Origin of the sequence: Streptomyces sp. NPDC058955 (genome assembly GCF_042741435.1) — a bacterium.
In the GTDB taxonomy this organism is placed as follows: domain Bacteria; phylum Actinomycetota; class Actinomycetes; order Streptomycetales; family Streptomycetaceae; genus Streptomyces.
On record NZ_JBHYKM010000173.1, the window covers coordinates 1 to 12,559 of the forward strand.

13 protein-coding genes are annotated in these 12,559 nt (G+C 76.3%); 5 read left to right on the forward strand and 8 right to left on the reverse strand.

Annotated features, from left to right (window positions below; translation table 11 throughout):
- Positions 1-3: 3 nt before the first annotated feature.
- A complete protein-coding gene (locus tag ACFW1I_RS36110; protein WP_384677968.1) occupies positions 4-363 on the reverse strand; it encodes an HAAS signaling domain-containing protein in 360 nt (119 codons plus the stop codon).
- Positions 360-731 carry a PadR family transcriptional regulator gene (locus ACFW1I_RS36115; protein ID WP_384677970.1) on the reverse strand — a complete coding sequence of 124 codons (372 nt, stop codon included), beginning with the start codon at positions 729-731 and terminating at the stop codon, positions 360-362. The genes ACFW1I_RS36110 and ACFW1I_RS36115 overlap by 4 nt, the downstream gene beginning before the upstream one ends.
- Positions 732-845: 114 nt before the next feature.
- On the opposite strand from ACFW1I_RS36115, the gene ACFW1I_RS36120 reads away from it, so the two are divergent.
- Positions 846-1,898: a hypothetical protein gene (locus ACFW1I_RS36120; RefSeq protein WP_384677992.1), complete on the forward strand. Its 1,053-nt coding sequence runs from the start codon at positions 846-848 to the stop codon at positions 1,896-1,898.
- Between the two features lie 79 nt (positions 1,899-1,977).
- Positions 1,978-2,559 (forward strand): RNA 2',3'-cyclic phosphodiesterase, encoded by a 582-nt coding sequence (gene thpR, locus ACFW1I_RS36125; RefSeq protein ID WP_384677972.1) that lies wholly within the window; start codon positions 1,978-1,980, stop codon positions 2,557-2,559.
- A 15-nt stretch (positions 2,560-2,574) separates the two neighbouring features.
- Here thpR and ACFW1I_RS36130 read toward each other — a convergent pair whose 3' ends face one another.
- Both ACFW1I_RS36130 and ACFW1I_RS36135 read right to left on the reverse strand, forming a co-directional pair.
- The gene (locus tag ACFW1I_RS36130) at positions 2,575-3,444 is read right to left on the reverse strand and encodes a maleylpyruvate isomerase N-terminal domain-containing protein (protein WP_384677974.1); all 870 of its coding nucleotides are present in this window, start codon (positions 3,442-3,444) and stop codon (positions 2,575-2,577) included.
- Positions 3,445-3,597: 153 nt separating this feature from the next.
- A complete protein-coding gene (locus ACFW1I_RS36135) occupies positions 3,598-4,692 on the reverse strand; it encodes an Lrp/AsnC family transcriptional regulator (RefSeq protein WP_384677976.1) in 1,095 nt (364 codons plus the stop codon).
- Positions 4,693-4,801: 109 nt separating this feature from the next.
- On the opposite strand from ACFW1I_RS36135, the gene ACFW1I_RS36140 reads away from it, so the two are divergent.
- Together ACFW1I_RS36140 and ACFW1I_RS36145 are read left to right on the forward strand one after the other, a co-directional pair.
- Positions 4,802-6,010, forward strand: a complete 1,209-nt coding sequence (locus ACFW1I_RS36140; protein ID WP_384677978.1) for a M20 family metallopeptidase — start codon at positions 4,802-4,804, stop codon at positions 6,008-6,010.
- On the forward strand, positions 6,007-7,467 hold the full coding sequence (locus tag ACFW1I_RS36145; RefSeq protein ID WP_384677980.1) for an MFS transporter: 1,461 nt from the start codon (positions 6,007-6,009) through the stop codon (positions 7,465-7,467). Before ACFW1I_RS36140 ends, ACFW1I_RS36145 begins: the two co-directional genes overlap by 4 nt.
- Before the next feature lie 38 nt (positions 7,468-7,505).
- Here the strand turns inward: ACFW1I_RS36145 and ACFW1I_RS36150 are convergent, their stop codons facing one another.
- From ACFW1I_RS36150 to ACFW1I_RS36160, 3 genes are read right to left on the reverse strand one after another with little or no spacing between them, the layout of a single operon-like run.
- On the reverse strand, positions 7,506-8,870 hold the full coding sequence (locus ACFW1I_RS36150) for an MFS transporter (protein ID WP_384677982.1): 1,365 nt from the start codon (positions 8,868-8,870) through the stop codon (positions 7,506-7,508).
- The gene (locus ACFW1I_RS36155; RefSeq protein ID WP_384677984.1) at positions 8,867-9,712 is read right to left on the reverse strand and encodes an SDR family NAD(P)-dependent oxidoreductase; all 846 of its coding nucleotides are present in this window, start codon (positions 9,710-9,712) and stop codon (positions 8,867-8,869) included. The genes ACFW1I_RS36150 and ACFW1I_RS36155 overlap by 4 nt, the downstream gene beginning before the upstream one ends.
- On the reverse strand, positions 9,709-11,076 hold the full coding sequence (locus ACFW1I_RS36160; protein WP_384677986.1) for a flavin-containing monooxygenase: 1,368 nt from the start codon (positions 11,074-11,076) through the stop codon (positions 9,709-9,711). The genes ACFW1I_RS36155 and ACFW1I_RS36160 overlap by 4 nt, the downstream gene beginning before the upstream one ends.
- A gap of 146 nt (positions 11,077-11,222) precedes the next feature.
- On the opposite strand from ACFW1I_RS36160, the gene ACFW1I_RS36165 reads away from it, so the two are divergent.
- Positions 11,223-11,864 carry a TetR/AcrR family transcriptional regulator gene (locus tag ACFW1I_RS36165; protein ID WP_384677988.1) on the forward strand — a complete coding sequence of 214 codons (642 nt, stop codon included), beginning with the start codon at positions 11,223-11,225 and terminating at the stop codon, positions 11,862-11,864.
- A gap of 33 nt (positions 11,865-11,897) precedes the next feature.
- Here ACFW1I_RS36165 and ACFW1I_RS36170 read toward each other — a convergent pair whose 3' ends face one another.
- Positions 11,898-12,500, reverse strand: coding sequence for an ankyrin repeat domain-containing protein (locus ACFW1I_RS36170; RefSeq protein ID WP_384677990.1), 603 nt, complete (start codon positions 12,498-12,500; stop codon positions 11,898-11,900).
- Between the last annotated feature and the right edge of the window lie 59 nt (positions 12,501-12,559).

Sequence of the window (12,559 nt, forward strand, 5' to 3'; positions counted from 1 at the left end):
CGGTCAGTCGGACGCGGGGGCGCGGGCCGGGCGGCGGGGGGGGGGCCGCGGGGGGATGGGGGGGGCCGCGGGCGGCGGGGCGGGCGGCCCGGTCGGCGCGGGCGCGGTGGGCGCGGGGGCGGGCGCGGCGGTGGCGGTGGTGCGCGGGCCCTCCTCGGCGAGCGCGGAGGCGGCCACCGTGCGCGGCTCGCCCAGCTCGGCGAGGACCGCGCGGACCCCGGCGTCGTCCCGGGCGTCGCTCACCTCGATGTGCTCGCGGAGGTCCGCGAGCAGTTCCGCCCGGCGGTCGGCCGGGAGTTCGGCGGTCTCGCGGGCCACGGAGTCGAGGTAGGCCGCGACGAGCGGGTGGTCGATGGCGTTCATGCGGTGTCCCCCTGCGGGTCGTTGAGGAAGTGGTCGACGGCGTTCCGGAAGTGCGGCCACGCCCCGGCGAACTCGGCGAGCGCGGTCCGGCCGAGGGCCGTCAGCGCGTAGTAGCGGCGCGGCGGCCCGCTCGGGGACTCGCGCAGCTCGGTGTCGACGAACCCCTCCCGCCGCAGCCGCGACAGCAGGGGGTAGATCGTGCCCTGGCTGGTGGACATCACGCTGACCGCGGACAGCTCGGCGAGGAGTTCGACGCCGTACTTCGGCTCGTCCCTGAGCAGCGCGAGGACGCAGTACTCCAGCACTCCCTTGCGGAGCTGGCTGGAGACCTTGCCCCCCGCCTCGTTGCTTGCGTTACCAGGAACCATGCAATGCAAGATAGCGCCGCGAGGCGTCGTCGACAAGCCGCGACCCGACGGGAACCGGCCGCTCCGGCCGATCGTGTTACGGGGGACGGAGACGCCGAGACGAGGGGAGACGTGGTGGTCGCCAACGAGGCGAGGATCGAGGGGGACACCCTGCTGCTGGGGGACGGGGTGCGGGTCCGTTTCATGCGCACGCTCCGGCTGCCCGAGACCGGGACCCACCGGCTGCCCCCGGGACTGGGCACCTTCCCGCTCCGCCGGGTCGAGGACCACCCCGACACCGTGCCCGAGCAGTGGCGCGCCAAGGGCGGCGTGATGATGCCGGTGTACCTGCGCGAGGCGATGTGGCTCAGCTTCGCCGGCAGCCCGGAACCCACGGCGCTCCAGGTCGGCGTCGGCAAGGTCTGCGCGATCTCCGGGAAGAAGTGGACCGGGAAGCTCTCCCGCCGCCCGCAGAACTACGTGGTGCTGCCCCGCCAGCCGTGGCTCGACGGCATCAACTCCGGCAGGGGCACCGTGCGCCAGTTCGTCGCCGTCCCGCTCGGCATGGGCGCCACCGTCGAGGGCCAGGTCACCGGCGAGGAGACCGTCGGCGGCCTCCAGCTCCAGGCGTTCCCGCTCGCCCCGAAGCTCCGCGCCGCCTGGCGAGAGGAGCAGCGGCGCCTCGCCGAGGAGCGGGCCCGCCGGCTCGCCGCGAGCCCGCCCCGCCCGGCCTTCGGCGGCTACGGCGGCCCGCCGCCGATGCCGATGGCCGCCCCGGCGGGTCCGCCGCCGGCCGCCGCGGCGATGGGCATCGGCGCCGGCGGCACCATGCGCCAGGAGGTGTTCCAGGACGACCGGCCGGCCCGCGACTGGTCCGACACCGCCGACGCGCGCGTCTTCGTCCACCTGGTGACCCCGCCCGAGTGGCGCCGCATCACGGGCGAGGCGCCCCCGCCGTCCCCCGCCGACCGCGCCGCCTACACGCGCGCGGGCCTGCCCTGGTACGACTACTTCGACGCCGACGGCACCGACCTCGCCCCCTCCGACACCCTCGCCGACGTCAAGCCCGTGGGGGAGTGGCTGGGCGACGACCTCGACCCGTGGACGCCGCCCGCCCCGCACCAGATCACGCCCCTCGGCCCGCCGCCGCCCCCGCCCGGCGCCCCGATCGCCGACGGCGACTGGTGACCCGGGTCCCGGTAGGGGCGCCCCCCTACCGGGACCCCCGCCCGCACGGCCGCGTCCCCGGCACGGTACGAAGACTCCTGTGAACGACTCGATCCAGCCCGCCACCATCCGCGTCTTCATCGCCCTGGCGCCGCCCGACGACGCCAAGGACGAACTCGCCCGCGCCCTGGCGCCCGCCTACGCGGCCCACCCCGGCATGCGCTGGAACCGCATCGAGGACTGGCACATCACCCTCGCCTTCCTCGGCGAACTGCCCGTCTCCGCCGTCCCCGGCCTCCACGCCCCGCTCGCGGAGCTGGCGGCCGGCCACCGCCCCCTCGGACTCGCCCTCCGGGGCGGCGGCCACTTCGACTCCCGGGTCCTGTGGAGCGGCATCACGGGCGACCTGCCCGGCCTCCACCGCCTCGCCGACGACGTCCGCACCCTGGTGAAGGAAGCCGGCATCCCCTACGAGGGCCGCCCGCTGCGCCCCCACCTCACCCTGGCCCGCGCCCGGCGCGGCGACCTCACCAGCGTCCCCGAAGCCGCCACCGTCCTCGACGGATTCGAGGGCCGCCCCTGGCCCGCCGCCCGCCTCCACCTCGTCGGCAGCGACGACGCCCGCGGCCCGGCTCCGGTCCGCTACCAGGACATCGTCTCCTGGCCGTTCACCGGAGCCTGACCCCCGCGCGGCGGCTCAGGGCGCCGTGATCAGCTCGCTCAGGCGCGTCGCGAGCCACGGCCTGCGGCCGCCGGCGCGCATGCGGCCCAGGGCGATGGCCTTCCAGATCGGCATGCGGCCGAAGGAGACCAGGAGGAACGCCACCGGCGCCGCGCTGATCCGGCAGTCGTACGGGCGCGGCGCCGCGTCCCTCGTCACGGTGGCGGCGCCGTCCTCGACCACGACGGCGAGGCGCGGGCCGCCCTTGAGGGCGAGGTCGAAGGCGATGCGCACGCCCCGCGCCTTCTCGGTGTCGAGGGCGAGCGGCATCATCGTGACCATCGCCTGCCCGATCACCAGCGACGCCTCCTCGGGGGCGAGGGTCCAGGGCCGGCGCGCGCCGCGCGCCACGTCGAGGCCGTGGAGCAGGGTCTCGCTGAGCATCAGCCCCGTCGCCGCCGCCAGCGGTACGGTCCGGCCGGGACCGTACCAGGGGGCGGGGACCGGGGTGTCGGGGGCGAGCCCCGCCGAGCCGCGCAGGAAGGCCGCGCCGCGCTCGGCGAGGATCGCGCCGAGCCGCTTCCGCTCCGGCCCGGCGACGAGCCCGACGGACAGGGCGTTCACGGCGGCGATCCGCTCGCCGAACGTCCCCTCCTGTCCGGCCAGTACGGCGTCCCAGTCGATGCCCTCGCCGGCCGGCGCGCCGGGGAGCGCGGCTCCGTAGGCGAGGTACACCGCCGCGAGGTGCGCGCCGACGTCCCCGACGGACCACACCGGCACCCCCGACGGCACGTCCAGGTCGGCGACGCCGCCCAGCAGTTCCACCAGGCGCCCGATCGCGGCCTCCAGCGCGACACGCGTCCGCTCGTGCTCGGCCACCGGATCGTAGGCCGTGACTGCACCCATGCGTTCTCCCCCAAGGCTGTGGACGGGCCCGCACATTACCGCCGGGTAGCATCCGGGCGACAGGGCTCCGCGCATCACGAACAGGGCACTGTTCCCGGCGCCGCCCCCGGGAGATCGCCGCCGCTCCGGTCGCCTCAGCCGGGGTCCGCCGCCTCAGCCGCGGTCCGCCGCCCCCGGCGCCGGACGGCGCGGCGAGCGGAGCCGGTCGAGGAGGGCCGCCTCGGCCGCCTCCGAGCGCGCGTCGCTCCACCGGCCGAGCGGGACCGCCCGCAGATGGCGGCCCCGGGGGTCGAGGAGATGGCCGCCCAGCTTCATCGGCCAGAGCGTCAGCGCCCGGTCCGTGACCACCAGTTCGGGGAACCGCTCGGCGAGCCGCGACTCGAACGGCGCGATGTCGTCGACCGACCGCAGCCACGCCGCGAGCAGCAGGTTGTACGGCCCCGACAGCGAGGCGCACATCCGGATCTCGCGCAGCGCGCTGATCCGCTCCGCGAGCCGCGGCGCCCGGCTCTGCGGCACCGTCGCCCACAGCGACACCGACACCGGCCAGCCGGACAGCGCCCGCGCCACCTCGCAGCGGTACACCAGCGCGTGCTCGGCCTCCAGCCGGTCGAGCCGCCGCCGCACCGTCGTCGGACTGAGCCCGGTCCGCTCCGCCAGCCGCGCCGCGGACTGCCGCGGATCCTCGCTCAGCACCCGGACGAGCTCCAGGTCGCGCTCCTCCAGGACCCGCCCGCCCGCGGGCCGGGCCGACGCCGGACGGTCCGGGCCCGCGAGCCGCCGCCGCTGCTCCTCGGTCAGCCGGTCGAGCCGCCAGCGGCTCCCCTCCGTGTGCAGGGTGGTCGCCACCTGCGTCCGGGACGCGGCCACCCCGTCCAGCGCGCCCAGCCGGAAGCCCACGTACCGGGCCAGTTCGGCCTGGTCGGCGAAGACGGCGGTCACCAGCAGGTCCCGGCCGCCGCTCACGTGCTCCAGGTTGAACACGTGCGGATCCTCGGCGATCTCCGCCGCGACCTCGTGCAGCCGGCCGGCCGCGCAGTCCACCTCGATGTAGGCGATCACGGCCGGCGCCTGCGCCTGGACCGCCGGATGGACGCTGATCCAGGCGTTGCCCGCCCGGGTCAGCCGCGCCCACCGGCGGGCCACGGTCGAGGCGTCCAGCCCCAGCGCCTCGCCGACGGTCTGCCAGTCGGCGCGCGGAGCGACCTGGAGGGCCGTCACCAGCAGATAGTCCAGCTCGTCGAGCACGCCACCACCCCGCTCCCGAAACGGTTCATTCGCGCAAACGATCACCCATGAGCGGCGGATCCCTGCAGGCGGAGGGCCGTTCATCCGGCGGATCGGCACTATACCCGGCATGTTCACGCACAGCGACGCCCTGGCTCACGCCGACACCCTCATCGCCCTGCGGCACGACCTCCACCGCGAGCCCGAACTCGGCCTCGACCTCCCGCACACCCGGCGCAAGGTCCTCGACGCCCTCGCCGGACTCCCCCTGGAGATCACCCTCGGCGAGCGGCTCACCTCCGTCACCGCCGTCCTGCGCGGCGGCCGCCCCGGCCCCGCCGTGCTGCTCCGCGGCGACATGGACGCCCTCCCCGTCCAGGAGGACACCGGCGTCCCGTACGCCTCCGGCACCCCCGGCCGGATGCACGCCTGCGGCCACGACCTGCACACCGCCGGACTCGTCGGCGCCGCCCGGCTGCTCGCCGCCCGCCGCGACGAACTCCCCGGCGACGTGGTGTTCATGTTCCAGCCCGGCGAGGAGGGCATGGGCGGCGCCGGCCTGATGATCGAGGAAGGCGTCCTCGACGCGGCCGGCCGCCGCGTCGTCGCCGCCTACGCCCTCCACGTCACCTCGACCCTGCTGCCCACCGGCTACGCGGCCGTCCGCCCCGGCCCCATGCTCGCCGCCTCCGACGCGGTCACCGTCACCGTCCGCGGCTCCGGCGGCCACGGCTCCTCGCCGCACTCCGCGAAGGACCCCGTGCCCGCCCTCTGCGAGATGGTCACCGCCCTCCAGACGATGGTCACCCGCACCGTCGACGTCTTCGACCCGGCCGTCGTCACCGTCGGCTCCCTGCACGCGGGCTCCGCCGGCAACGTCATCCCCGAGAAGGCCGTCCTGGAGGCGACCGTCCGGTCCTTCTCCACCGCCACCCAGGCCGCCGTCCGCGCCGGGTTCGAGCGCGTCGTCCACGGCGTCGCCGCCGCCCACGGCGTCGAGGCCGACCTCGACTACCAGGAGAACTACCCGGTCACCGAGAACGACCCCGCCGAAGCCGCGTTCGCGCTCCGCACCGCCCGGGGGCTCCTCGGCGCCGACCGCGCCTTCGAGGCGCCGCGCCCGCTCACCGGCTCCGAGGACTTCTCCCTCGTCCTGCGCGAGGTCCCCGGCGCCTACCTCGGCATCGGCGCCTGCCCGCCCGACCGCGACCCCGCCACCGCCCCCATGAACCACTCGCCCCAGGCCGTCTTCGACGACCGCGCCGTCCTCGACGCCGCCGTCCTGCTCGCCGAACTCGCCGCCCGCCGCCTCCAGGAAGCCGCCGAGGAGCCCGCATGAGCACCACCGAACGCCCCGACACCCCCGATGCCGCCGACCGGGAGACCGGGGCCGGATCCGTCCGCGCCGTCGTCGGACTCCTCGTCCTCTTCGAGCTGACCAGCGGCTTCCTCCAGGGCGGCATCGCGCCCCTGCTGCCGGAGATCGGCCGCGAGCTCTCCGTCCCCGACGCCGACCTCACCTGGGTGATCTCCGCCCAGCTCCTCGCCGCCGCCGTCAGCGTCCCCGTCCTCGGCCGCCTCGGCGACCTCCACGGCCACCGCAGGGTCCTGCGCTGGGCGCTTGCCGCCGTCGCCGTCGGCTCCCTCCTCGTCGCCCTCGCCCCGAACCTGCCGGTGCTGCTCGCCGGCCGCGTCCTCACCGGGCCGCTCGCCGCCCTGCTGCCGCTGGAGATCGCCCTCGTACGCGACCGGCTGCCGCTCGGCCCGGCCCGCTCGGCCATCGCCCGCCTGGTCGGCGCCCTCGCCCTCGGCACCCTCCTCGGCGGCGTCCTCACCGGGGCCGTCCAGGAACTCACCGACGACGTCCGCCTCACCCTCCTCGTCCCCGCCGCCCTCGCCGCCGCCTGCGTCCCCGTCTCCTTCCTCGCCATCCCCGAGACCCGGCGGCCGGCCCGCGGCCGGCTCGACCTGCCCGGCGCCGTCCTGCTCAGCGCCACCATGCTGCTGCTCCTCTCCGGCGTGGCCGCGGCCAAGGACGAGGGCCCCGGCCTCCCCGCCCTGGCCCAGCTCGGCCTCGCCGTCCTCCTCGGCGCGGTCTGGATCCGGGTCGAACTGCGCACCCCGGAACCCCTCGTGGACGTCCGCGCGCTCGCCGACCGCCGGGTCGCCCCCTTCTTCCTCTGCGCCTTCGCCTTCGGCGTCGTCTACTTCGGCGGCCAGGCGCCCGACGCCACCTTCCTCGCCGCCGACCCCGCCACCACCGGCTACGGCTTCGGGCTCTCCGCCCTGTCGATCTCCCTCGTGGCGCTCCCCGCGGCGGCGACCGCCGTCGTCACCTCCTCCCTCACCGCCCGCATCGCCGGCCGGACCGGCTACGTCCCCGCCCTCGCCGTCTCCTTCGCGCTCATCGCGGCGAGCTTCCTGGCCACGGCCGCCCTGCACACCGCGATCTGGCAGCTCGTCACGGCGAAGATCCTCGCGGGGCTCGGCCTGGGCCTCGCCCTCGGCGCCATGCCCACCGTGATCGCGGAGGCCAGCGACCCCTCCCGGACCGGCGTCACCACCGCCCTCTACAACAACGTCAAGACGCTCGGCGGCGCGGTGGCCGGCGGGGTGATGGCCGCCGTCCTGACCGCCTCGGCCCCGCACGCCGGCGCCACCCCGAGCGAGTCGGCGTACGTCACGGTCTGGCTCCTGTGCGCGGTCCTCGCCGCCGCGGCCGCCGCCCTCACCCTCGTCGCCTGGGGCGCCCCGGCGAAGGCCGCTCGCGGTGCCGCCGAGCGACCGGCACCCTGACCCCGTGTCACGTCGGCCCGCGGCGGCGGCGATCCCGGTCACGCCGCCCGGTCGAGGGTGTACCGCCGCTGGAACCACAGGGCCAGCGCCATCAGCGCCGCCGGTACGACGGTGAAGCCGACGAGCAGCGCGCCCAGCGCCGTACCGGACTGCGCGGCCGGTGCGGCGGCGGTGCCCGCCGCGAAGCCGCCCAGCGCCAGGACCGCCGAGTACAGATAGGGGCCGATCGCCGTCCCCGTCGCCTCGGTGGCGGTCCACACCCCGGTGTACGCCCCCGCCTTCGACGCCCCCGCGGCCTCCGCCGCCGCGACGGCGTCCGGCACCATCGAGAACGCGAAGAGCTGGAGCCCGGCGAAGGCCACGCCCATCACCATCACCACCCCGGCGGTCACCGCCACCCGCGCCGTCCCGCCGAGCGAGGCCCCGGGCAGCAGCGCCAGCGACCCCGCCGCGAACACGCCCTGCGACAGCAGCAGTCCGCGCTGCTTCCCGAACCGCCGCGACCACGCCGTCCACAGCGGGCTCGCGAAGAGCGCCGGCGCCAGGAAGAGCCCCATGAACAGCGCGGTGAGCCGGGTGTCGGCGAAGACGTACGCCGTGACGTACGGCAGCGCCGCCAGGAACAGGTGCGTCGTCGTCCCGGTGAACAGGTACGACAGCACCAGCGCCCGGTAGTCCCGGTCCCGCCACGCCACCCGCAGGTCGGCCAGGGCCGTGTGCTCCGCCCGCCCGTCCGGGACCCGGAAGCCGCAGACACCGGTCAGCCGCCGCACCCCCACCAGCGCGACCGCCGCGGAGACCGCCATCGCCGACGCGAGCAGCAGCGCCATCAGCGCGTAGTCCCCCCGGCCGCCGGCCGAGACCAGGGCCGGCGCGGCGACGCCGGCGCCCAGCAGCCCGAGCGTCAGCAGGACCATCCGGAACATGAAGACCCGGGTCCGCTCGTGGTACCCCACCCGCAGATCCGAAGGGGTCGTCAGATACGGCACCTGGAAGCCGGCGAAGAGCAGATTGCCCACGGTGAACCAGCAGCCCACCCAGAGCGCCGCCGGCCCGCCGGTCAGCGCCGGCGGCACGCTGAACAGCGCCACCATCGCCGCCCCCAGCAGCACCCCGGCCCGCATCATCCGGCGGCGGTGGCCGGACCGCCGCGCCTCCCGGTCCGACCGGGAGCCCAGCAGCGGATGGACGACGATGTCGACGACCTTGGGCAGCAGCAGCGTCAGCCCGGCCAGGAACGCGGGCACCCCGAGGACGTCCGTGAGGAAGTAGAGCAGCAGCAGACCGGGCACGGTCACCCACACGCCCATGCCGACCGAGCCGGTGGCGTACAGCGCGAGCGTCCCCCGCCCCGCGCGCGGCGCCGCCCCGGCGGCGCGGGCGGCCGGGACCGGCGCCGTCACGGCCGGCCCCCGTGCCGCTCGACGACACCCGCCGCGAGGGAGGCCCCCTCGAAGGCGCCGGCCGCCGCCCGCGCGGACAGGGTCCGGGCCACGATCCGGTCGGTGAGCGCGGGCAGATGACGGGCCAGGAAGAACTCCACCGCGCCCTTGCGGGTCGTCGTCACGTCCCGCCGCGGCCGGACGGCCAGCGCGGTCCGCGCCAGCGCGTCCACGACGCCGTCCAGCGGCTCGTACACGCTCATGCCCTCCAGCGAGAGCCCCGCGGCCTTCGTCGCGTCGTGGATCGGGCTCCGGACGGCGGACGGGTAGACGCAGCTGACCGTGACGTGGGTGCCGAGCTCCAGCCGCAGCGCGTCGGCGTAGGCGACCAGGGCGCGCTTGGAGGCCCCGTAGGCGGCGGCGAGCGGGAGCTGCATCACCGCCATCCGGGAGGCCACCATGACGACCCGCCCGCGCGCGGTGACCAGCGCGCCGACGCAGGCGGCCGTCACCCGCCAGCTGCCGAGCAGATTGATCTCCAGCTGCCGCCGGACCTCGGCGCCGGGGGCGTGCTCGGCGGGCGCGGGCCCGCCGATCCCCGCGTTGTTCACCAGGACGTCGAGCCCGCCCAGGAGCGTCAGCGCCTCGGCGACGGCCGAGGTCACCGAGGCGTCGTCGGTGACGTCGCAGGCGAGCACGGGGAACGGCTCGTCGCCGGCGGGCCGCAGGTCGAGCCCGACCACATGGGCGCCGGCCCGGGCCAGCCGCTCCCCGAGGGCGCGGCCGATGGTGCCGGAGGCGCCGGTGACGAGGACGCGCCGGCCGCGCGGGTCGTGGGTCCGGGAGGGGAAGGGGAACGTCATGCGGATGCCTGCGCCTTCGGGGTCGGGACGGGGACGCCGGTGCCGCGGGCCTTCCGGCGGACGCCGGCCCGGATCTCGCGGGGGAGCGCGGCGACGTACCGGTCGAAGTCGACCCGCATCATCGGCCGCCGGTCGCCCCACCGGCGGACGGCGGTGGCGTGGGCGCGGGCGACGGCGGCCCGCTGCGCCCGCGGCGACGGCAGCGCGTACCGGCCGGAGAGGTACGCGGCGGCCAGCTTGCCCTGCGCCTCGACGACGGGCAGCGCGGCGCCGGTGGACTGCATCAGGCCGACGAACGCGAGCGTCGGGTCGTCGAGGTGGAAGACCCGCCGGTAGAGGGGGAGCGCCTCGGGGTCGTCGCCGAGCCATTCGGGGCCGAGGAAGGGGACGGTGACCCGGTAGCCGGTGGCCCAGACGAGGACGTCGACGTCGTCGGCGGTGCCGTCGGTGAAGACCACCCGGTCCCCGTTGAGGCGGGCGACGCCGGGGCGGGCGACGACCTCGCCGTGGGTGAGCCGGTGCAGGATCGTGTCGCTGATCGTCGGATGGTCCTGGAAGAGGCCTCCGGCGGGGCGCGGCAGCCCGTACCGCTCCGGAGTGCCGACCGCGAGCCGGAGCACGGCCTGCGCGACCGTCTGCCGGATCCGCCAGGGGAGCACGGCGAGGGCGCCGCCGGTCGCGTCGGCGGGGCGGCCGAAGAGGTACTTGGGGACGATGTGGGTGCCGCGCCGGGCGGAGAGCAGCACCGGCCCGGCGGAGACGTACGAGGCGTCGACGGCGAGGTCCATGGCCGAGTTGCCCATGCCGACGACGAGCACCCGCCGTCCCGCGAAGACGTCCGGGTCGCGGTAGTCGTGGGCGTGCAGCTGCGTGCCGTCGAAGGTGCCGGGGTGGGCGGGGGAGGGCCACTTCGGGTCGCGGTTGTGGCCGTTGGCGACGACGACGGCGTCGTACGGCTCGGTGACGCCGCCGGCCGTGACCTCCCAGCCGGTGCCGACGCCGGTCCCGGCGCGGTGGACCGCGGTGACGCGGGTGCCGAAGCGGATGCGTCCGGAGATCCCGAAGCGGTCGGCGTAGTCGGCGAGATAGCGGGCGACGAGTGCGGCCGACGGGTAGTCGGGCCACCGCTCGGGCATGGGGAAGTCGGCGAACTCGGTCCGGCCCTTGCTGGTGTTGAGGTGCAGGCCGGCGTAGGCCGGGGAGCCGCCGCCGGAGTCGTCCTCCGGATCGTCCCCCGCCCACAGGCCGCCGGGGCGCGAGCCCCGCTCCAGGACGGTGACGTCCAGGTCCTCGTCGAGCAGTGCCTTGGCCGCGGCGAGCCCCGCCGCCCCGGCACCGATCACCGCCACCCTCGTCGAGCCCATGCCCGGCCCTCCCTCCGCTTCGAGCCTTGCTTCGAGGGCGCTCATTCAATCGAATGATGGAGAGCTGCGCAATCGACTCTGACCTGGTCTTACGCCCTCCGGCAGCTGATTGAACCGGGTCGGACACGTCCGGTAGCCTCAGCCGTATGAGCAGCCAGCCCGACGACGGTCACAGCCGCGAACGCATCCTGGCGGCCGCCACCCGGCTGTTCGCCGAGCGCGGTTACGACGCCACCAGCACCCGCGCGATCGGCGAGGCCGTCGGCCTCAACATCGCCACGGTCGCCTACCACGTCGGCGCCAAGCCGGAGCTCTACCGCTCCGTGATGCGCCGCGCCCACCTCGCGCAGCGGGAGGCCGTCGGCGCCGCGCTGCGCCGGCTGGACGCCTGCGGCCCGACGCCGGAGGAGACCCGCGCCGGGCTGCTCGCCTTCGTCGACGCCTATCTCGCGTTCTGTCTCGACCACCCCGAGGTGCCGGCGCTGTGGATGCGCCGCTGGCTCGCCGAGGGCACCGAACTCGCCGAGATCGAGACGGAGTTCGCCGGACCGCTGGTCGCGGAGGTCGCCGCCGCCGTCCGCGCGGTCCTGGACCGGGCGGGGCTCGGGGCGGGGGCCGACGTCGAGCTGCTGGTCTTCACCGTCGTGTGGACCGCCCACTCCTTCGCCCAGGCCGGTGTCATCGACGCCGCCGGCCGTCGGCTCGGCCCCCGGGACCTGCCCACGCTCGACCGGTTCCGCCGCCATCTGCACGCCGTGGCCACCGGAGTCCTCGACCGCGCGGCGTGACCGGGCGGCGGGTTCCGGCGGCGCGCCGGAGGCTCAGCGGACGGCCGCGAGCAGCCCGGCGATCTCGTGGAAGCCGCGGCGCTCGGCGTGCCGGAGCGGGGTCACGCCGTCGTGGTCCGGGAGGTGGGGAGCGGCGCCGGCACTGATGAGCAGTTCCACGATCTCCTGGTACGCCAGGGTGCCGTCGCCGAGGACGACCGTCTCCAGGAGCGCGGTCCAGCCGAGCCGGTTGACGTGGTCCACGTCGATGTCGGTGGCGCGGAGCACGGCCCGCACGTAGTCGACGTGGCCGCGTTCGGCGGCGGGGATGAGGCTGGTGCCGCCGAAACGGTTGGTGAGCGTGACGTCGGGCGCCGGATCGGCGGTGAGCAGGACCCGCATCATCGGGACGCTGCCGGTCACGCCGGTGATCAGCCACGGCGTGTCCTCGCGGTCGTCGCGCGCGTTCGGGTCGGCACCGGCCGCGACCAGGGCCCGGGCGGCGACCACGCGGTCCGCCGCCGCGGCGAGCAGCAGCGGGGTGCGGTCGTGCTCGTCGCGGCACTCGACGCGGGCGCCGGCGGCGAGGGCCGCGCGCACCGCGTCGGCGTCGTCGGTCCGCACGGCGGCCCGCAGGGTCAGGTCGGCAGGGGACATGGGGGCTCCTCCTCAGGAACGTCGGACGGTGCGGCGCGGGGACGGCGGGCCCCGCCGTC